Source organism: Bacillus sp. LJBS17 (genome assembly GCF_019334685.1).
GTDB classification, from domain to species: domain Bacteria; phylum Bacillota; class Bacilli; order Bacillales; family Bacillaceae; genus Bacillus; species Bacillus subtilis.
Window position 1 is genome coordinate 1,462,316 of sequence record NZ_CP079759.1, and the last position, 20,324, is coordinate 1,482,639.

The following is a 20,324-nucleotide window of genomic DNA, read 5'->3' on the forward strand; positions in this document are numbered from 1 at the left end:
TTTTTCTATTATATCATCTGTATCTGATAAAAATCTCATATGAGCATGTGCTGACAGAGGCAGGGATATAATGATAGAATATTATTGAATGAATAATCATTCATAACAGGGGGGATAAACATGGAAAAAAAGGCGGTAATTATTACCGGCGGGTCAAGCGGCATGGGAAAAGCGATGGCAAAAAAACAGGCTGAATTAGGGTGGCACGTTATGGTGACAGGGAGGAACCATGAGGCACTTGAGGAAACAAAAAAAGAAATTCAGACCTTTGAGGGACAGGTCGCTTGTTTTCAAATGGATGTCCGTTCCGATTCCGCCGCTTCAGACATGATTAAAGAAGCGATAAAAGCCTTTGGCCGGCTTGACGCGCTGATTAACAACGCGGCCGGAAACTTTATTTGTCCGGCAGAAAAGCTGACGCCCAATGGATGGAAAGCCGTTATTGAGATTGTTTTAAACGGCACATTTTTTTGCAGCCAGGCAGCGGCAAGGCATTGGATTGACCAGAAGCAGCAGGGTGTCATTTTAAATATGGCAGCTACGTACGCTTGGGGAGCGGGAGCGGGGGTCGTTCATTCCGCTGCAGCCAAAGCGGGGGTATTGTCACTGACAAGAACGCTGGCCGTTGAATGGGGGAGCAAATACGGCATTCGCACAAACGCGATAGCCCCCGGACCGATTGAACGAACAGGCGGTGCGGAGAAGCTATTTGAATCGGAAAAAGCGATGGCCCGCACGATGAACAGTGTGCCGCTCGGCCGATTGGGCACACCGGAGGAAATCGCCGCTTTGGCAGCGTTTTTGCTTTCTGATGAAGCATCCTATATAAACGGGGATTGTATCACAATGGACGGAGGGCAATGGCTGAATCCTTATCCGTTTTAAAGAATATTAATCTTTGGATTCAATGTGGTATAATCAGACAAAGATAGAGAAGCAGGTGATAACATGTTGGATCCACTTGATATTTTAACGAACATTGATGATGTCCTTCCATATTACCAGGCGATTTTCAGTGCCGAGGAACAGAAGGTTGTCGGATATGAGGTGCTTGGACGAATTTTGGCAGATTCAGAAATCCAAAGTCTCGGGCCCTTCTTTTTAGATGCGGGGATACCCGAAGAATATAAATTAGAGGTTGATAACAGAATTATCCGCCAGGCTCTTGACCGCTTTTTAGAGGCGGATTCTGATCTGCTGATTTTTATGAATCAGGATGCCAATCTGCTGATGCTGGATCATGGTGAAAGCTTTCTGGAGCTTCTGAAAGAATATGAAGCGAAGGGAATCGAACTCCACCGTTTTGTGCTTGAAATTACAGAGCACAATTTTGAAGGGGATATTGAGCAGCTCTACCATATGCTTGCATACTATCGTACATACGGAATTAAAATCGCAGTTGACAACATCGGAAAAGAAAGCAGCAACTTGGACAGAATCGCGCTGCTCTCACCAGATCTGTTAAAAATCGATTTGCAGGCGCTGAAAGTGTCACAGCCGTCACCGTCATATGAGCATGTGCTGTACAGCATATCTTTATTAGCAAGAAAAATCGGTGCGGCGCTGCTGTATGAAGACATTGAGGCGAACTTCCAGCTTCAGTACGCCTGGAGAAACGGAGGCCGCTATTTTCAGGGCTATTACTTAGTGTCTCCATCTGAAACGTTTCTAGAGAGAGATGTATTGAAACATAGACTAAAAACTGAATTTCACCAATTTATCACACATGAGAAAAAGAAACTGGAAACCGTCTATGAGCACTCTGAACAGTTTTACAAACGAGTGCATCAGGCTGTGACCTCTTTGAGAAAAAACAATCTGTCTTCTGATGATGACTTTATTAAAAAGCTGGCGGAAGAGCTGACAGATTGCAGCTTCAGGATTTACATGTGTGATGAAGAAGGCGATCAGCTGACGGGAAATGTGTTTAAGCAGGATGGGGAATGGATTTATCAGCCGGAATATGCGGAAAAGAACTGGAGCTGGCGTCCTTATTTTCTGGAGAACATTATGCGAATGAGAAATCTCAGAAAAGGTTTTTTCAGTGATCTGTACAGTGATTTGGAAACAGGTGAAATGATCAGAACGTTTTCATATCCGATGGATGATCAAATGTATTTATTTATAGACTTGCCTTATTCTTATTTATATGAGCAGGACGGACTGATTTAACGGCTGAAAGGCCGTTTTTTTTATGAAATGAAAAAAATATCAAAAAACGATTGACATTGATACTGAGAATCATTATCATTTAATTATAGAGAGAAGCTACTCTCTGTTCCCCAACCCCTCTATCAGATCAAGATCCGAAAAAACTTGGCGCTACCCCCGCCAAGTTTTTTATTTGTCAAAGCATAGGACAATCCAATGAAACAATAAACCTAACTAGTGGTAAACGTTTAACACGGGGAGAAACATTGAGTGCCGAACACCCCTGACACTGCTGCACGGGTGTTCAGTTCCGTTGTTTACCTCTATCCAGCATGACTCCCATTGATTATGGCCACGCGGAACTTCACCATAACATTCAAAAGAAGGTTTTGACAAAGTTGCAAAAAGGCATTCTTAATGCTGCCAAAGATTCGAAAAAAATTATAATTGTGTGCATGACATTCAAAAAAAGCCTCAAACTAAAGAAAAATAGTTTTTTTCACTTTTTTTCTTTGCTTAAATTCAGCAGTGAAAATGCCATCCTGTCCGACTTTATGGTATGATGCTCAATAGAACTTGTATTATAATAAATACTTGTTGATTTGAAGTTGCTTTTTGAAAGGAGTCTTTTTTTAGAATGTCACAATTAATGGGTATCATCACACGGCTGCAAAGTCTGCAAGAAACAGCGGAAGCGGCTAACGAGCCAATGCAGCGTTATTTCGAAGTGAATGGTGAGAAAATATGCAGTGTTAAATATTTCGAAAAAAATCAAACGTTTGAACTGACGGTTTTCCAAAAAGGTGAAAAACCTAACACATATCCGTTTGATAATATCGACATGGTTTCCATCGAAATCTTTGAACTTCTTCAGTAAGATTCCTGAAATAGGGGGAACAAGCTTCCGCCTTTGCAAAAGTAATCGAAATAAACGGTAAGGAACATACTTGTTTCATGGTTGTAAATCCTTGAAAAGGAGTGTCGTGATGGCTGATTCTTTTCTGTTTTATAATCTTTCAGAAGCACAGATGACCTTTCAAGATGTGATGGAACGGCTTAAAGCCTTTGTTCAAAAGGACCCCCGTTCTTCTTATGTGTTATCGATCGGAACCGATTCACAGGTTTACCGCGATTACACAAAGTTTATTACCGCATTGCATTTGCATCGTACAGGCAAGGGAGCTTGGGGCTGCTTGAAAAATCATACAGTCGACAGACCCATACATAGCCTTCGGGAGAAGATTTCGTTAGAAACGGCGTACAGCCAAGAAACGGCCGCTCATATTCTTGATGGACACTTAATGGATATTACCGATCTGCTCCTGCCCTTTACCGGTGAGGGGGCGGATCTTACCTTTGAAGTTCACTTGGATATTGGGAAAAAAGGGCTTACAAAAGATCTGATCCAAGAAATGACTGGACGTATTACCTCCATGGGGATTGAGGCCAAAATAAAGCCGGATTCATACACTGCCTTCAGCTATGCAAATCGTTTCACAAAATAATTTGACTGAAAAAGCCAAGGTAAATGTCGAATTATGCGGTTGACGTTTGTTATCTGATTACTTATTCTAGCGGTAGAGCTGAAAGTAAGTTGTCTTGCTTTCAGAGGTATTCAGTATAAAACAGGGGGCCTGATTGCGAATGAGTCTTATCGGTGAACGATTTACAGAAGAAGAACAAAAACTTCTGCTGAATATCCTGATCAACCATGAGTATGCCATCGAGCTATTAAGCAGTGAGATCAACGATATAGAGACAGGGACCAAAAACGTTGATGGAACCACCTACAAAAAACTTGTAACGCTATACGACCGATTTCGATTTGAAAATTAATGGGACACCCTATAATTGATACTCCACAAAGAGTATCTTTTTTATTGAAAGGAAACTTTTCGACAAATACTGATAAAGTTTATATTATTGCAATATAGGGAATGTATTGATGATGAAAATGAAAAGGGGTCGAAAACATGATAAGCTTACAATCAGATCAACTTCTTGAGGCAACAGTCGGACAATTTATGATTGAGGCGGACAAAGTAGCGCACGTGCAAGTCGGAAATAACCTTGAGCACGCATTATTAGTATTGACAAAAACCGGATACACAGCCATCCCGGTTCTGGATCCTTCCTACCGTTTACATGGCTTAATCGGGACAAATATGATCATGAACAGTATTTTTGGACTTGAGCGAATTGAGTTTGAAAAGCTTGACCAAATCACTGTTGAGGAAGTCATGCTGACCGACATTCCGCGCCTTCATATCAATGATCCGATTATGAAGGGATTCGGCATGGTCATTAATAACGGATTTGTCTGTGTTGAAAATGACGAGCAGGTATTTGAAGGGATTTTTACGAGAAGAGTCGTTTTAAAGGAATTGAATAAGCATATACGCTCGTTGAATAAGTAGGCTGTACGGCCTATTTTTATTATATAGCCAGAGTGAAAAAGAAAGCGCATACATAATTTAAACGAGAATAGGGCTTGAATAAGAAACTAAGATTTTATTAGAATGGGAGATAAGAAAAACTTATTGATAACAAAAAGGAGGACGACATGCAGCTTCAAGAGCTTCATATGCTCGTAGTTTTAGCTGAGGAATTAAATATGAGAAAGGCGGCAGAACGGCTTTTTGTATCTCAGCCGGCTTTATCTCAGCGCTTACAAACCATTGAAAAGGCGTGGGAAACAAAAATCTTTTTAAGATCCCAAAAAGGATTAACGGTAACGCCCGCCGGTGAGAAAATCATTCAGTTTGCGAATGATGTGACATTAGAGCAGGAAAGAATAAGAGAAAATATTGACGAGCTTGAAGGTGAAATTCACGGCACATTGAAGCTTGCCGTCGCCTCCATAATCGGTCAGCATTGGCTCCCTAAAGTCCTGAAGACGTATGTGGAAAAGTATCCGAATGCAAAGATCTCGCTCATAACCGGGTGGAGCAGCGAAATGCTGAAAAGCTTGTATGAGGATCAGGTTCATATCGGCATTATAAGAGGCAACCCTGAGTGGAAGGGGCGCAAAGATTACTTAATGACAGATCATCTGTATTTAGTGGATACTGAAATTTCCTGCATCGAAGATATTGCCCATACAGAACGGCCGTTTATTCAGTTTAAAAGTGACAGCACTTATTTTCAGGAAATTCAGCACTGGTGGCATCAAAAATTTAAAACGTCACCGAAACAGACGATATTGGTTGATCAGATTGAAACGTGCAAACAGATGGCGCTGCACGGAATCGGGTATGCCATTTTGCCGTCTGTTACCCTTCAAAATGAAGATAAAGTGAATAAAATGCCTCTTTTAGACATGAAAGGGCATCCGATCGGTCGGGATACATGGTTATTAGGCTATGAGCCTGCCTTTGAACTGAAACAAGTCCAAGCTTTTGTACAAGTGATAAAGGATATGCTGGATCAGGAAAATCCATTTTAAAGACAGCGAGGTGCTGTCTTTTTTTATTTATCTGTTGACAATGAAAATCATTATCATTTAAAGTGATACATATGATATTGAAAATCATTATCAATTAATGGGGTGATAACATGGCTAAAGCCTTGATTACATATGCCAGCATGTCAGGAAATACAGAAGACATTGCCTTCATAATAAAAGATACGCTTCAGGAATATGAGTTGGATATCGATTGTGTCGAGATAGATGATGTGGATGTGTCTTGTTTAACCTCCTATGATTATGTACTGATTGGCACCTATACATGGGGGGACGGCGATTTGCCCTACGAAGCGGAGGATTTTTTCGAAGAGGTCAAACAGCTTCAGCTTAATGGTTTAAAAACAGCCTGCTTCGGGTCTGGCGATTATTCTTATCCAAAGTTTTGCGAAGCGGTGAATTTGTTCAATGCCATGCTGCAAGAGGCGGGAGCTGCTGTTTACCAGGAAACACTAAAAATTGAATTAGGGCCTGAAACAGATGAAGATGTGGAAAGCTGCCGAGCGTTTGCGAGAGGTTTTCTTGCATGGGCAGATTATATGAACAAGGAAAAAAGCCATGTTTCATAAAGGAGCAACTGCTGTTACGGCATCGGCGTTTTCTGGATATTTTGTGGCGGTACAAGGAGAAGGCATTTTTCATTATTCTTTGGAGCAGGGCTGGAGAAAGCTTTTTCGTTTGAAAAGTAAGATACACTGTATCAGCTACATAGGGCCTTACTTATTTGGCGTTGGTGAAAAGGGAACAGTCATTCGTTCGGCTGATGAAGGGAAAACCTGGACGATGTCGAGCTTTCCGACAAATGCAACAGTGTGGGCGATTACCGGCAGAAACAACGGGTTTGTCTGCGCCCACGGTAAGCATTGTATTTATGTATCGGATGATTTTGGTGTCTCATGGCGCGTAGTCAAACCTTTTGCCGAATTTCATAATCCCCCTGTTATCCGGTCGCTATGCCTTCACGGGGGCAATCTTTTTATCGGCACGCAAATACACGAATATTTTGGCGGTATTTGGGCTTACGACATTAAGCGTGACACTGTCCAAGTTGTCAAAAAAGAAAAAAACCGGATGACGGCATCCATGCTCGTGTTCAATGAACATTGGCTGGTGGCGGCGATGGGTTCTGTGAAAGGAAAGCACGGTGCTGTCACTGTACGGAATCTTTTGAATGGTGAAGAATTTATCATTCAATCCAGTATGATCAGAAAAGAAGAGTCATTTCTTGATCTTTCAGAGGATGATGGCATTATATATGTCACTACAACACAAGATGAAAACGGTTTTTCGAGAATTTACCAGGCTGATCTCGAAGCCCGGTCGTTAAAATGGTTCGATACCATTAAGGGACATGGATGGAGAGTGGCCAATCAGAAAGAGAATTTCTTTTGCGCAGGCTTGTATGAATGTAAATTTGTTCAGCCGTACGAAGTTTCAGCAATGATTCATTAGAGGAGGAACAAGGAATTGGCGAAGATTTTGCTCGTTTATGCAACAATGTCAGGCAACACTGAAGCTATGGCAGATTTGATTGAAAAGGGGCTTCAGGAGGCGGAAGCAGAAGTAGACCGTTTCGAAGCAATGGATATTGATGATGCCCAGCTGTTTACCGATTATGACCATATCATAATGGGAACCTATACGTGGGGAGACGGAGATCTGCCTGATGAATTTTTAGATCTGGCTGAAGACATGGATGAGATTGATTTTTCCGGCAAAACATGCGCTGTATTCGGTTCCGGTGATACAGCATATGAATTTTTCTGCGGAGCGGTTGATACGCTAGAGGCAAAAATAAAAGAACGCGGTGGAGACATTGTGCTGCCTTCGGTAAAAATCGAAAATAATCCAGAAGGTGAAGAAGAGGAAGAATTAATAAACTTTGGGAGACAATTCGCAAAGAAAAGCGGGTGCGCTGTCTGATCACTCACTGGGAACTGCTAAAACGGCTGTTCCTTTTTTTCTTGTCTTTGTATCTTTCCTTTGATACAGTAATGAGGTAGAAAATCAGGAGGAGGACTATACATATGAAAATGATGGACGCAAATGAAATTATTTCATTTATTCAAAATAGTACAAAATCAACACCTGTAAAGGTTTACGTGAAAGGTGAGCTGGAAGGAATCAATTTCGGCGAATCTGCGAAAGCTTTTATCAACGGAAACACTGGTGTCGTTTTCGGTGAGTGGAGCGAAATCCAAACAGCAATCGAAGAAAACCAAAGCAAAATCGAAGACTATGTGGTTGAAAATGACCGCCGCAATTCTGCGATCCCAATGCTTGATCTTAAAAACATCAAAGCGCGTATCGAGCCGGGCGCGATCATCCGCGACCAAGTTGAAATCGGTGATAACGCAGTCATCATGATGGGTGCTTCTATTAATATCGGTTCAGTCATCGGCGAAGGCACAATGATTGATATGAACGTTGTGCTTGGCGGACGAGCTACTGTCGGAAAAAACTGCCATATCGGCGCGGGTTCTGTACTTGCGGGCGTTATTGAGCCGCCATCCGCTAAACCGGTTGTGATTGAAGACGACGTCGTAATCGGCGCAAATGCTGTTGTGCTTGAAGGTGTAACAGTAGGTAAAGGAGCTGTTGTTGCTGCGGGAGCGATCGTGGTAAACGACGTTGAGCCATACACTGTCGTTGCAGGCACACCAGCTAAAAAAATCAAAGACATTGATGAAAAAACAAAAGGCAAAACTGAAATCAAGCAGGAATTACGCCAGCTGTAAGGAAAAGTTTGATAAAAAAGGCGTGGATAATATATCCACGCCTTATTCGTATAGGCAGGAGGAATAGAAATGAAGAAAGAGGAGCTCATCGCAATTCGCAGAGATCTGCATCGTATACCGGAGCTTGGATTTCAGGAGTTCAAAACCCAGCAGTATTTATTAAATGTCTTGGAACAATATCCGCAAGACAGAATTGAAATTGAGAAATGGCGAACAGGGCTTTTTGTAAAAGTGAACGGGACGGCGCCGGAAAAAATGCTGGCGTACAGAGCGGATATCGATGCGCTTTCTATAGAAGAGCAAACTGGTCTTCCATTCGCATCAGAGCATCACGGCAACATGCACGCCTGCGGTCACGATTTGCATATGACGATTGCACTCGGCATTATTGATCATTTTGTTCACCACCCAGTCAAACAAGATTTGCTTTTTCTGTTTCAGCCGGCAGAGGAAGGGCCTGGCGGTGCGGAACCAATGCTTGAGAGCGATGTATTAAAAAAGTGGCAGCCTGATTTCATCACTGCGCTTCATATTGCTCCAGAGCTTCCGGTAGGCACCATTGCGACAAAAAGCGGCCTTCTATTTGCGAATACATCAGAGCTAGTCATCGATCTGGAAGGCAAAGGGGGACATGCGGCATATCCGCATTTGGCTGAGGATATGGTTGTAGCAGCAAGTACACTTGTCACCCAGCTGCAAACGATTATCTCTAGAAACACAGATCCGCTAGACAGTGCTGTTATTACAGTTGGTACCATTACCGGAGGCTCGGCACAAAATATCATTGCGGAAACGGCCCACCTGGAAGGCACGATCCGCACGCTTTCTGAAGAATCGATGAAACAGGTAAAGGAACGGATTGAAGATGTAGTGAAAGGAATCGAAATCGGATTCCGCTGCAAAGGAAAAGTGACATATCCGTCTGTATATCACCAAGTTTACAATACGAGCGGATTAACAGAAGAATTTATGTCTTTTGTTGCTGAACATCAACTGGCGACAGTAATTGAAGCAAAAGAAGCAATGACTGGGGAGGATTTTGGCTACATGCTGAAAAAATATCCCGGCTTCATGTTCTGGCTCGGCGCTGATTCTGAACATGGGCTTCATCATGCTAAGCTGAATCCCGATGAAAATGCGATAGAAACAGCGGTTAATGTCATGACAGGTTATTTTTCTGTTTATGCCAATTAAGTACAAATGAAAGAATAAAATTCCATAAAATGAGCACTCTAGTAAACGGAGGTGTTCAAAAATGGCTAAAAAAATTGGAATTGAACAATCGTTATCAGATGTAGAAGCTGCTTTAAAAGAAAAAGGATATGACGTTGTAATGATGAAAAGCCCTGCTGATGCTCAAGGCTGTGACTGCTGTGTCGTAACAGGTCTTGATAATAATGTGCAAGGGATAGCCGATACGGTAACACAAGCACCTGTCATTACAGCTTCCGGGATGACGGCTGAAGAAATTTGTAGCGAAGTTGAGAGCAGAATTCAGTAATAAAAAAACCGAAGCAAAAAGCTTCGGTTCTTTTATTTATTCTGTTTCTTTAGGGAAAGCGCGGTCGAACGCGTTCTTTATTTCTTTTCTCAACACTCGTTCGACTCGCCACTGTTCCATATTTTCTGTTTTGGCAATGACCCTGATTACAATTTCAGAAGTCCCCAGTTCTTGAATCCCGATGACATTTGGGCCTTCTTTTATTTGTGGAAGAGCCGCTGCCGTTTCATCACAAACCTGCTGTAAAATATGAATCATTTCATCAATATTTCTTTCAGCCGGCACTTTAATGTCAACAAGAGCCTGCATGGTACCACGAGAATGATTGCTCACGTTTGTGATGTTTCTGTTGGGGATGTAATGCAGTGTTCCGTCAAAGCTGCGGATTTGAGTTGTCCTTAAGCCAACCTGCTCGACAATTCCGTCAAAGGTGGAAACGGTAATATAATCTCCGACATCCAATTGTTTCTCAAGCAAAATAAAAAAACCTGTCACGATATCACTGACAAGCCCTTGGGCGCCAAATCCGACAGCCAGGCCGACGATTCCTGCCCCCGCTAAAAGAGCGCTTGGATCATAATGAAACAAATCTAGAACCATGACGAAAAATATGAAAATCAATGTATAAGCAAATATGTTAAGAGTCAGGCTTCGGAGCGTATGTGCACGTCCGATAGACAAGCTATTCTGCTCCTCGAATTTTGCAAACAGATGTTTAATGATTTTCATGCCTAATGATCGAACGATAAAATAGAGCAATATCATAATGGCGAGTTTAATGAGCAGAACACCGGCATTTGTAATCAGTCCCGCCCAATCATATTGTTTAATAAAGTCCATGTTGAGCTCCTTTTCTAATTGATTGCTGCACATTGAGACTAGTTACCCTGTACATGACCATGTTAAACGTTTTATTCAAAAATGTCGAAGCCAAAGACATACATGATTTGTTAAAAATTGACTCAGGAAATCTGCTTTTATATAATGGCATTGCAATATAACTAAAAATGGTTAATCACCCTTTATTTTCATGCGATTTTGACCTTTAAGCCAAACAATAAATTGGAGGGATACATATGGCAGAACGTATGGTAGGTAAACAAGCTCCTCGTTTTGAAATGGAAGCAGTCCTTGCAAGCAAAGAATTCGGCAAAGTAAGTCTTGAGGAAAACATGAAAAACGACAAATGGACAGTGCTGTTCTTCTATCCAATGGATTTCACTTTTGTTTGTCCGACAGAAATTACAGCAATGTCTGACCGCTATGACGAGTTCGAAGATCTTGATGCAGAAGTCATCGGGGTTTCAACTGATACCATCCATACTCATTTAGCTTGGATCAATACAGACCGCAAAGAAAACGGTCTTGGCCAGCTGAAATACCCGCTTGCTGCTGATACAAACCATGAGGTATCCCGGGAATATGGCGTTTTAATCGAAGAAGAAGGTGTGGCTTTGCGCGGATTGTTTATTATTAATCCTGAAGGGGAGCTTCAATATCAAACTGTTTTCCATAACAATATTGGGCGTGATGTTGATGAAACGCTTCGTGTTCTCCAGGCGCTGCAAACTGGCGGACTCTGTCCGGCTAACTGGAAACCAGGCCAAAAAACACTTTAATTCTTTCCAAGAACGAAAAGCGGTCTAGCATATTCGTTAGGCCACTCTGTTAAATAGGAGGGAAAAAGCAATGAAATTACGTCAGCCCATGCCGGAATTGACGGGAGAAAAAGCTTGGTTAAATGGTGAAGTGACGAGAGAGCAATTGATTGGGGAAAAGCCGACGCTTATTCATTTCTGGTCCATCAGCTGCCACTTGTGCAAAGAAGCGATGCCGCAAGTGAATGAATTTCGTGATAAATATAAAGATCAACTGAATGTTGTAGCTGTGCATATGCCCCGTTCCGAAGATGATCTTGACCTTGGTAAAATTAAAGAAACAGCCGCTGAACACGATATCACTCAGCCGATTTTTGTTGACAGTGACCATGCTTTAACCGATGCATTTGAAAATGAATACGTACCTGCGTATTATGTGTTTGATAAAACAGGACAGCTCCGTCACTTCCAAGCCGGCGGGAGCGGTATGAAAATGCTTGAAAAACGTGTGAACCGCGTTCTGGCTGAAACGGAATAGGTATCTGACTAAATAGTATTTCCTAAAAACCTGATCACATCAGGTTTTTTATTTGTGCAAAAAGCAATGGAAGAAGAGTAAGAAGCTTATTTTTCCAAATTTGGGTATAGGAATTGATGGTTTGTTTGATTGATACGCTAGAAAACACAGCTAATTTTTGATGTTTTTCCTCAATTTTAGATAAATCTCATATCTCATAACTCGAAAATTGTAGATATTACACTAAATTTCTTTAAAGAAGTAAGTAAAATATATATTTTCAACATTATACCAAATAAACTAGAAAGCCCCTTAATCCCTTGAGAATAAAGGACTCTTTTGAAAAATAAAACATTTTCAGAAAATAAGGAATTTTTCATAGAGTAAATATAATAGTAAAATGCTAAAATAATAGTTGATAAAATTACTTTTGTAATCTAATATCTTAATTAAAGATGTTAATTTTGATAGGGGGTACATTGAGGAATGTTTAATGAAAGAGAAGCTTTGCGCTTGCGGTTAGAACAATTAAATGAAGCTGAAGTGAAAGTCATTCGTGAATATCAAATTGAACGTGATAAAATATACGCAAAATTAAGAGAGCTGGACAGAAATGGAAGCCCTTCCGAAATCAAAAAGGATTTCCGTTCTGAAAAAAAACCTGACTCTCTGCCGGTTCTCGCTGAGCTTGCGGCTCAGGAAATCAGAAGCTATCAGCCGCAATCACAGCAGCAGTCTGTCCAGCCTCAGCTTCAATCTATTTCCTCTCTTCCTGCCGGTATACCAGACGGAACAACACGAAGAAGAAGAGGAACGGCAAGACCGGGATCAAAAGCAGCGAAGCTGCGTGAAGCTGCTATTAAAACATTAAAACGCCACAACGCGGCGATTAAGAGCTCCGAGCTTCAAAAAGAGATTGAAAAAGAAAGCGGTCTTGAAATCCCTAATATGACAACGTTTATGCAAAGCTTAATTAAAATGTACCCGGAAGTGAAAAAACCATATCGCGGGCAGTACATTTTAGAGGGTGAAATCGAATCTGCAGAATCAGCTGAATCAGCTAATGAATAAATATAAAGAAAAACTGCTTGGCATCGCTCAAGCAGTTTTTTTATTGAGGTTTTTTCTGTGAAGGTTTGTTTTCTTTTTCAAGATTAAGCTTATACACCCACTTTTGATAAGGCTTTTCTTCAGCGGCTCTGTTTTTCAGCTCTTCGATTGTATGGCTCTTGGCCTGGTCTGATGATTGGGCGCGGGCAAGCTGTTTTTGGAGCACATGTATCTGTTTGGTGACATCTTCAAGGATGGTCTCTACATGATATGGCTGCGCGTAGGCCGCTGGAGCTTCTTCTTCCGTTTTTTCTTTTTGTTTTGTGCCGCCATCAATATCAGCAAAATGAGAAGCAATCCAGGCATCGCTTTCATCAAGCTGCCGTTTATACGATATAATAGTTTCGTGAAATAATTTTTCTTTCGTTTTTTCTATGTCTAGCAGTCTTTCTTTCGTTTCTATGATTCGATCTTTCATATGATCAACTTCTATTTTAATATGTTTTAGCTGATATTCTTTTTCTACCATTTGCTCTTTTAGACGCCCGTTTTCGGCTTTTATCAATTCGGCTTGCTGTTTTGCCTGAAGCAGTGCATTTTGTTCTTGCTCAATTGAGGCTTGAAGTTCGCTGATCCGTTTATGAAGATTTTTATTTTCTTCTTCGATTTTGACTTTAGCAATATGAAGTTTATGTTTTTCTTCGATTTCGGCTCTGCGTTTATAGGTTTCAACAGATAGAAGCTCTTGCAAAACAACGATTTTATCAAGCAGTTCAGCTCTTATTTGGTGCAGGGTTTGGCTGGTGTGGGAGGCATGTTTTTCTTTTGTTGACATATGTGTTAATTCGGCAGACAGCTGCTGGAGTTTTTCTTTCATATCGGTATTTTCTTTGAGCAATTTGTTATTTTTCTGATGAAAGTAGCTTGCTTCAAGTTCAGAAATCAGCTTATGGCACCTTGAAAGCTCGGATTTTAAATAAAGGTTCTCCTGAGACACGTCGTGGAAAAAAGGACCTGATCTTTTCATTCGAACCATCTCCCTCATGATGTTAACACTACAATATGCAAATACTGAACAGCTATTCCTCTTTAATAAACAGACAAGCAGTAGCGTTGAGCCTTTGCTTTTGCTATGCTTTTAACGAAACTAGAGGTGAGATGATATGAAGCATGTAAACGTACTGCTGGCAGGGGGAGCCTCGCGGCGATTTGGAGAACCGAAGGCGTTTGTCAAATGGAAGGGCAGGATGCTTTACGAATGCGCTAAAGAGGCACTTGGAGAACAAACGGTTATCATCAGCCGTCCCGAATTTATTGATAGATTTCAAGAAAACGGTGAAAATGAAGTGTATCAAGATGCTGAGCCATTTCAAGGCATGGGGCCATTGGCTGGTATATATACCGCTTTTAAAAAGACAGACGGTGATCTTTATACTGTTCTTTCCTGTGACACACCGCTGATACAAAGAAGGACGATACTGGAGCTCAAACGTCTGATGACTGCCGGTGCTGACGCGGCAGTCCCAATTTCAGACGGACAAGTGCAGCCATTGATTGCGATTTACCACAAACGTATCATGCCGGTTCTATACGATCAGCTTTCTGAGAAGAGGTTGAGAATATCAGATTTATTAGGCAGAATTTCGGTTTGTTACGTACAGGCTGAAAATATCGGAGCAAACCCGGCAGAGTTTATCAACATTAATACACGTGATGATTTTAGCTGTTTGGAAGAAAAATCGAACTCCCTCAAGCGGGACTGACGGGGCAATAACATGATAAGATGACATAAAAGATAAGGAGAACAGGTTTGATGGAGGAACGTTATTCACGGCAAATCAGATTTAAGCAAATTGGGGTAGAGGGCCAGAAACGACTGGCAGACAGCCATGTGCTGATTGTCGGAGCGGGAGCGCTCGGCACTGCAGGAGCTGAAGGGCTTTCGAGAGCGGGAGTCGGTACTATTACCATTATTGACCGTGACTATGTGGAGTGGAGCAATCTTCAAAGGCAGCAGCTTTATACAGAAAGCGATGCCAAACTCCGCATGCCGAAAGCCATGGCTGCCAAAGAGCATCTATCAGCGATTAACAGCGAGATACATATTGAGGCGTATGTTACCGAAGGAACAGCCGAAACGCTTGAGCCGCTGATTGAAAAAGCAGATGTCGTGATCGACGCGACAGATAATTTTGAAACCCGCATGCTGATAAACGATCTTGCCCAGAAAACAAAGACACCTTGGGTCTATGGCGCCTGTGTAAGCAGCCAGGGAATGTTCATGACTGTCATTCCCGGAGAAACCCCTTGTCTGTCTTGTTTGTTTGAGCAAATTCCTGTCGGCGGGGCGACGTGTGATACTGCCGGCATTATTCCGCCTGCTGTGCATATCGTTTCAGCATATCAGCAGGCTGAGGCATTAAAGCTGTTAACCGGCCAAAAAGAAGCAATACAGCGGGGTTTTGTGACATTTGATGTCTGGAACAATTCGCATATGAAGATTAACGTTAATCATGTACGCCGTGAGGAATGCCCATCTTGCGGAGCTAATGCGGTATATCCTTATCTTCAGGATTGGAACACACCAAAAGCTGCTGTTCTATGCGGCCGTGACACAGTGCAGGTAAGGTCAGAATCATTAAAAAGAATCCCGAAACAGGAGCTCATTAAGCGGCTGAAAACAATCGGCAAGGTCGAGGCTAATGCGTTTTTGCTGCATATTTTTTACGAGGATTTCAGAATTGTCATTTTCAATGACGGACGGGCACTGGTGCATGGAACAAATGATGTGAAAGAAGCCAACTCCGTGTTGGCAAGAGTGATTGGACTGTAACAACAGGAGGGGTCAGAATGCTGGAGAAAAGAACACCGATACCGGTAGACGAGGCAGTTCGGCGTGTCTGCCATTTTCAAAAACAAGGTGAAACAGAATGGGTGGCGCTTGAAGACAGCCTTCATCGGTTTTTAGCCGAAGATATAACTGCGGATCACCACGTACCTGCGTTTGACCGTTCGCCATACGATGGTTTTGCTGTCAGAGCGTGCGATACGGCAAAAGCTTCACGTGAAAACCCAGTTCGGTTTGAAGTTATTGACCATATTGGAGCGGGAGCAGTATCTGAAAAAAAACTTGGCCCGTTTCAGGCCGTGCGGATTATGACTGGCGCGCAAATCCCTGAAGGGGCAGATGCAGTCGTCATGATTGAACTGACTCAAACCTTTGAGGAGAATGGGAAGTCATTTATGTCTTTAAAACGCCGCTTTCAGACGGGGGATAATATTTCAAAAACAGGTGAGGACGCTCAAAAAGGGAGTGTTTTACTGACAAAGGGCACCCGGGTGACACCAGGAGTGACGGCTCTTTTGGCAACATTCGGATACGCATCTGTGCCTGTCGTGAGAAAGCCTGTAGTCGGGATTATCGCAACCGGTACCGAATTGCTGAATGTCAGTGATCCGCTTGAATCGGGAAAAATCCGCAACAGCAATGCGAGTATGGTATATGCGCAAGCGATAGAAGCAGGCGCAACACCGCTTTATTTAGGGAAAATCTCTGATGAATTGGATAAAAGCTTTGCTGCAGTTAAAGAAGCGATGAAAAAGGTGGACTTCCTGATCACAACTGGAGGTGTGTCAGTCGGTGACTTTGACTTTTTGCCTGCGATCTATGAAAAACTCGGAGCGGACGTGCTGTTTAATAAAGTTGCCATGCGCCCGGGCAGCGTGACAACGGTGGCGCATGCAAACGATATGCTGCTGTTTGGCCTTTCAGGTAATCCGTCGGCATGCTATGTTGGTTTTGAACTGTTTGTCAAACCGATAATCCAGACATGGCTGCTCAATGAAACACCGCATTCAATTTGTGCGGAAGCTGTTTTGACCAAGGATTTTCCGAAGCCGAACCCATTTACCCGATTTGTTCGTGCGCTCGTGCACCATCAGGAAGGGAAGCTGTTGGCGACACCCGTTGGCTTAGATAAGTCGAGCTCTGTCACATCACTTGCAGATGCCAATGCATTTATTATCCTGCCGGGCGGCACGCGAGGCTACGAATCTGGCAGAACGGTTCAAGTACTGCTCATCAGAGAAGAGAATGGAAGTGAATGGCCTTGGTCCGTCCTTTCCCGATCGTCCAAGTTGTAGGATTTCAAAACAGCGGGAAAACAACGTTTATTGAGCGCATTCTTGAAAAAGCCTCTGAACAGGGAGTCCATTTGGGCTGCCTGAAGCATCATGGTCACGGCGGTGAACCGCAAACGCTCACGGAAGGAAAAGACACGGACCGTTACAAGGCGGCAGGTGCTGATGTAACAGCGGTAGAAGGCGCTGGTGTGTTACAGCTGACTGCCCGCCGCAATTGGGATTTGGCACGGCTGATCGAGTTATACCAATTTCTCGAAACAGATTGTCTTCTGATTGAAGGCTTTAAAAAAGCCCCTTATCCTAAAGTGGTTATCCTAAGTGAAAAGGAAGATCTGGAAGCGCTGCAAGCAGTAAATATAATCGCCATCATCTATAGAAAAAAAGAGCAAATGACAGAGCATCAGGGATTACCCGTTTTTCATGCGGATGATCCGGTTGCCGTGGATTTTGTGCTTTCACAGCTGAAGGGGGAATCTGCATAATGGAACGGTTTGAGATTACGAAAACACCCATTAATACTGAAAAAATCATCAAAAAAGTGGAGAAACGGGAAGCAGGAGCCATTACAACATTTATTGGTACGGTTCGGGAATGGACAAACGGAAAAAGAACGGTTCGGCTTGAATATGAGGCATATGAACCGATGGCCGTGCAAATGCTTGCTCAAATCGGCGCTGAAATCGAAGAAAAATGGGAAGGTGCCTCAGCTGCGATCACGCACCGTATAGGTGTGCTCGATATCGGTGAAGCAGCGGTAGTGATTGCTGTATCTTCTCCCCATCGAAAAGCCTCATATGAAGCCAATGAGTATGCGATTGAACGCATTAAACAGATTGTGCCGATTTGGAAAAAAGAAATTTGGGAAGACGGTGAGCAATGGATCGGCGACCAGCTAGAAACAACAGCTTATCCGAACGGAAAACCAGACCTAAGCGAGGGAGAGTAGCATGATTAAAATTCTTTTATTTGCAGGACTGGCTGAACAGGCCGGTACACAAGCAATAGAAATAGATGTGGAACAAGCAACCACAGATGAAATAAAAGCGAGTCTAAAAGAACAATACGGTCTTGAATCTATTGATACGGCTATGATTGCCGTTAACGAAAGCTATGTAAAAGAAAATACCTCTATATCTTCGGGTGACACGGTAGCCATCATACCGCCGGTCAGCGGGGGATGAAAACCGGACGGCATTTCAGCCGTCCGGTTTTTCTGTATTTCATTGGCATATCCCCAAGTATCCTCAGCATACAATGATTTTCTGTAAGCGTTTATTCTACATATGTTACTCCCTATAAAGTAAGAGACTCACTCCATAATTAGACTGAAATTTTGAAAAATAATAGAAATTTATTTCGGGTATCGATATAGTGAAGATGATAAATGTTGGAAAGGTGCTGGATATGGAGACATTTAAAAGATTAAAAATGTATTATTGGCCGTACAGAAAAGTGTTTACGTGGTCGCTTCTAGCCATGCTTTTGATGACAGCAATTACTGTCGTTTATCCGATTATCCTGCAAATTACGATTGATGAGATCGTACTGGGACGGCAGTATCAGCTTGCGGCGTGGGTCAGCTTAGGATTTATTGCGGTAATGGTTTTGAAAGGAATGGCTACCTTTTTTCATCAGTATTTAGGTGATATGTTCGGGATCAAATCCGTTTATCGGCTGAGAAATGGTCTGTATGAAAAACTGCAGCGGCTTTCTTTTTCTTACTATGATAACGCGAAAACAGGAGATTTGATGTCCAGGCTGACTGCTGATGTTGAAGGGCTTCGTTTTTTCTTATCATACGGTCTCGCTGAGCTCATTCGCTTCGGCCTGCTGGTAGCCATCAGCCTGTCGGTTATGTTTTACTATTCTGTTCCTCTCACGCTTGTGACAATAGCTGTTCTGCCATTTCTCGCGGTTGCGGTATACCGGTTTGACAAAAGAGTCCATCCCGCCTTCAGAGGCATCCGCAAATCGTTTGCGAAACTCAATACAAAAGTTCAGGAAAATATCAGCGGCATTAATACGGTTAAATCTCTTTCAAGGGAAGATTTTCAGATCAGCACTTTCAATAAAGCCAATGCAGAATACAGGGCGCAGTATTTACAAACATCATCCATCTGGTCTGCGTATTTCCCTTTAATGGAGTTCATTGGTAACATTTGTATTGTAGCTCTTCTCTCATACGGCGGTTACTTGGTTATGCAAAATCAGCTCAATCCCGGCGAGCTTGTTGCTTTCTTCAGCCTTGTCAATTATATGATGTGGCCCATTATGAACTTAGGTTTTGTCATCAATATGTTCTCTCAAGCAAAAGCGTCAGGGGAACGCCTGCTCGACATTCTGGAAAAAGAAGAAGACATTACAGATCATCCTCATGCTTTGCATAAACAAAAATTAACCGGAGATGTCCATTTCAAAAATGTTTCTCTTGCATACGGGAAAGAACAAACAAACGCGCTGTGCAATGTAAGCTTTGAGGCAAACAGCGGGAAGGTAATCGGACTGTTGGGCCCGACAGGTTCAGGCAAAAGCTCAGTGACACAGCTTCTCACCAGATTTTACAGTCCTGTTAGCGGAATGATTACCATTGATCACAAACCCATCACAGATTATTCGTTAAAAACCCTTCGTTCCAATATCGGGGTCGTACTTCAAGAATCCTTCCTGTTTTCATCTACGATTAGATCAAATATTTCGTATGGGCGGCCGGATGCCTCAATGGAAGACGTCATCGAAGCGGCAAAAAGGGCGCAGGCTCATAACTTTATTATGGAGCTTCCTGATGGGTATGACACCATGCTGGGAGAGAGGGGAATGGGGCTTTCCGGCGGGCAGAAACAGCGAATTGCCATTGCGAGAGCCATCTGCTTGAACCCGAGCATTTTAATATTGGATGATGCCACAAGTGCAGTAGATATGCAAACGGAGCACAGCATACAGCTTGCCTTAAAAGAAGTCATGAAAAACCGCACAACCTTTATCGTCGCTCACCGCATTTCTTCACTGAAACACGCCGATGAAATTCTCGTTTTTAATAAAGGACGCATTCGTGAAAGGGGAACACATCATGAGCTTCTTGAAAAAGGCGGCTACTATAAAAAGATTTACGATTTGCAATACCGTGATGTCAAAATGATTAATGAGCCGCATGAGGTCGGATAGG

Annotated in this window: 25 protein-coding genes; 23 read left to right on the plus strand and 2 right to left on the minus strand. The window is 42.6% G+C overall.

From position 1 onward, the window contains the following. Nucleotides 1-120 precede the first annotated feature (120 nt). The 13 genes from fadH (at nt 121) to KXZ66_RS07645 (ending at nt 9,853) form a co-directional block, all read left to right on the plus strand. Complete coding sequence (gene fadH / locus KXZ66_RS07585) at nt 121-885, plus strand: 2,4-dienoyl-CoA reductase (RefSeq protein WP_015383534.1); 765 nt, start codon at nt 121-123, stop codon at nt 883-885. A gap of 63 nt (nt 886-948) precedes the next feature. Further along, on the plus strand, nt 949-2,172 hold the full coding sequence (locus KXZ66_RS07590) for an EAL domain-containing protein (protein WP_021479390.1): 1,224 nt from the start codon (nt 949-951) through the stop codon (nt 2,170-2,172). 616 nt (nt 2,173-2,788) lie between these two features. Next, nucleotides 2,789-3,028 (plus strand): YkuJ family protein, encoded by a 240-nt coding sequence (locus KXZ66_RS07595; RefSeq protein ID WP_003218671.1) that lies wholly within the window; start codon nt 2,789-2,791, stop codon nt 3,026-3,028. Nucleotides 3,029-3,137: 109 nt separating this feature from the next. Further along, nucleotides 3,138-3,656 (plus strand): ribonuclease H-like YkuK family protein, encoded by a 519-nt coding sequence (locus KXZ66_RS07600; protein WP_003232389.1) that lies wholly within the window; start codon nt 3,138-3,140, stop codon nt 3,654-3,656. A 133-nt stretch (nt 3,657-3,789) separates the two neighbouring features. Then, entirely contained in the window at nt 3,790-3,987 is a 198-nt protein-coding gene (gene abbA, locus KXZ66_RS07605) for an AbrB antirepressor AbbA (protein ID WP_010886502.1), read from the plus strand. A 137-nt stretch (nt 3,988-4,124) separates the two neighbouring features. Next, entirely contained in the window at nt 4,125-4,568 is a 444-nt protein-coding gene (gene cbpB / locus KXZ66_RS07610; protein ID WP_003218674.1) for a cyclic-di-AMP-binding protein CbpB, read from the plus strand. Between the two features lie 146 nt (nt 4,569-4,714). After that, nucleotides 4,715-5,596 carry a transcriptional regulator CcpC gene (ccpC, locus tag KXZ66_RS07615; protein WP_219144866.1) on the plus strand — a complete coding sequence of 294 codons (882 nt, stop codon included), beginning with the start codon at nt 4,715-4,717 and terminating at the stop codon, nt 5,594-5,596. A gap of 110 nt (nt 5,597-5,706) precedes the next feature. Then, complete coding sequence (locus KXZ66_RS07620; RefSeq protein WP_032725603.1) at nt 5,707-6,183, plus strand: flavodoxin; 477 nt, start codon at nt 5,707-5,709, stop codon at nt 6,181-6,183. Then, the gene (locus KXZ66_RS07625) at nt 6,173-7,066 is read left to right on the plus strand and encodes a WD40/YVTN/BNR-like repeat-containing protein (RefSeq protein WP_077670689.1); all 894 of its coding nucleotides are present in this window, start codon (nt 6,173-6,175) and stop codon (nt 7,064-7,066) included. The genes KXZ66_RS07620 and KXZ66_RS07625 overlap by 11 nt, the downstream gene beginning before the upstream one ends. Nucleotides 7,067-7,081: 15 nt before the next feature. Beyond that, nucleotides 7,082-7,537: a flavodoxin gene (locus tag KXZ66_RS07630; RefSeq protein WP_032721472.1), complete on the plus strand. Its 456-nt coding sequence runs from the start codon at nt 7,082-7,084 to the stop codon at nt 7,535-7,537. A 104-nt stretch (nt 7,538-7,641) separates the two neighbouring features. Then, complete coding sequence (gene dapD / locus KXZ66_RS07635; RefSeq protein ID WP_003218680.1) at nt 7,642-8,352, plus strand: 2,3,4,5-tetrahydropyridine-2,6-dicarboxylate N-acetyltransferase; 711 nt, start codon at nt 7,642-7,644, stop codon at nt 8,350-8,352. A 69-nt stretch (nt 8,353-8,421) separates the two neighbouring features. Beyond that, entirely contained in the window at nt 8,422-9,546 is a 1,125-nt protein-coding gene (locus tag KXZ66_RS07640; protein ID WP_015252188.1) for an N-acetyldiaminopimelate deacetylase, read from the plus strand. Between the two features lie 61 nt (nt 9,547-9,607). Beyond that, complete coding sequence (locus KXZ66_RS07645) at nt 9,608-9,853, plus strand: YkuS family protein (RefSeq protein WP_003232382.1); 246 nt, start codon at nt 9,608-9,610, stop codon at nt 9,851-9,853. A gap of 36 nt (nt 9,854-9,889) precedes the next feature. On the opposite strand, the gene mscT is transcribed toward KXZ66_RS07645, so the two are convergent. Beyond that, complete coding sequence (gene mscT / locus KXZ66_RS07650; RefSeq protein ID WP_003244994.1) at nt 9,890-10,693, minus strand: small-conductance mechanosensitive channel protein MscT; 804 nt, start codon at nt 10,691-10,693, stop codon at nt 9,890-9,892. 236 nt (nt 10,694-10,929) lie between these two features. Between mscT and ahpA the strand changes: the two genes are divergently transcribed. From ahpA to rok, 3 genes are all read left to right on the plus strand, one after another. Beyond that, entirely contained in the window at nt 10,930-11,472 is a 543-nt protein-coding gene (gene ahpA, locus KXZ66_RS07655; protein ID WP_003245371.1) for a biofilm-specific peroxidase AhpA, read from the plus strand. Between the two features lie 70 nt (nt 11,473-11,542). Then, nucleotides 11,543-11,989, plus strand: coding sequence for a thiol-disulfide oxidoreductase YkuV (gene ykuV, locus KXZ66_RS07660; RefSeq protein WP_014476671.1), 447 nt, complete (start codon nt 11,543-11,545; stop codon nt 11,987-11,989). 465 nt (nt 11,990-12,454) lie between these two features. Then, entirely contained in the window at nt 12,455-13,039 is a 585-nt protein-coding gene (rok, locus tag KXZ66_RS07665) for a transcriptional regulator Rok (RefSeq protein ID WP_014113628.1), read from the plus strand. A gap of 40 nt (nt 13,040-13,079) precedes the next feature. Here the strand turns inward: rok and cse15 are convergent, their stop codons facing one another. Beyond that, nucleotides 13,080-14,045, minus strand: coding sequence for a spore protein Cse15 (gene cse15, locus KXZ66_RS07670; protein WP_049139871.1), 966 nt, complete (start codon nt 14,043-14,045; stop codon nt 13,080-13,082). A 136-nt stretch (nt 14,046-14,181) separates the two neighbouring features. Here cse15 and KXZ66_RS07675 point away from each other — a divergent pair, with 136 nt between their 5' ends. The 7 genes from KXZ66_RS07675 to KXZ66_RS07705 all read left to right on the plus strand — a co-directional run bounded on the left by KXZ66_RS07675 (nt 14,182) and on the right by KXZ66_RS07705 (nt 20,323). After that, nucleotides 14,182-14,781, plus strand: coding sequence for a molybdenum cofactor guanylyltransferase (locus tag KXZ66_RS07675; protein ID WP_049139873.1), 600 nt, complete (start codon nt 14,182-14,184; stop codon nt 14,779-14,781). A gap of 50 nt (nt 14,782-14,831) precedes the next feature. Then, nucleotides 14,832-15,851, plus strand: a complete 1,020-nt coding sequence (locus KXZ66_RS07680; RefSeq protein WP_049139875.1) for a molybdopterin-synthase adenylyltransferase MoeB — start codon at nt 14,832-14,834, stop codon at nt 15,849-15,851. A 17-nt stretch (nt 15,852-15,868) separates the two neighbouring features. Continuing rightward, nucleotides 15,869-17,161 (plus strand): molybdopterin molybdotransferase MoeA, encoded by a 1,293-nt coding sequence (gene glp / locus KXZ66_RS07685; RefSeq protein ID WP_049139877.1) that lies wholly within the window; start codon nt 15,869-15,871, stop codon nt 17,159-17,161. Then, entirely contained in the window at nt 17,122-17,643 is a 522-nt protein-coding gene (gene mobB / locus KXZ66_RS07690; RefSeq protein ID WP_049139878.1) for a molybdopterin-guanine dinucleotide biosynthesis protein B, read from the plus strand. Before glp ends, mobB begins: the two co-directional genes overlap by 40 nt. Further along, nucleotides 17,643-18,107: a molybdenum cofactor biosynthesis protein MoaE gene (locus tag KXZ66_RS07695; RefSeq protein WP_049139880.1), complete on the plus strand. Its 465-nt coding sequence runs from the start codon at nt 17,643-17,645 to the stop codon at nt 18,105-18,107. Before mobB ends, KXZ66_RS07695 begins: the two co-directional genes overlap by 1 nt. Nucleotide 18,108: 1 nt before the next feature. After that, the gene (gene moaD, locus KXZ66_RS07700) at nt 18,109-18,342 is read left to right on the plus strand and encodes a molybdopterin converting factor subunit 1 (protein ID WP_049139881.1); all 234 of its coding nucleotides are present in this window, start codon (nt 18,109-18,111) and stop codon (nt 18,340-18,342) included. A gap of 223 nt (nt 18,343-18,565) precedes the next feature. Beyond that, entirely contained in the window at nt 18,566-20,323 is a 1,758-nt protein-coding gene (locus KXZ66_RS07705; RefSeq protein WP_038829592.1) for an ABC transporter ATP-binding protein, read from the plus strand. Nucleotide 20,324 lies beyond the last annotated feature (1 nt).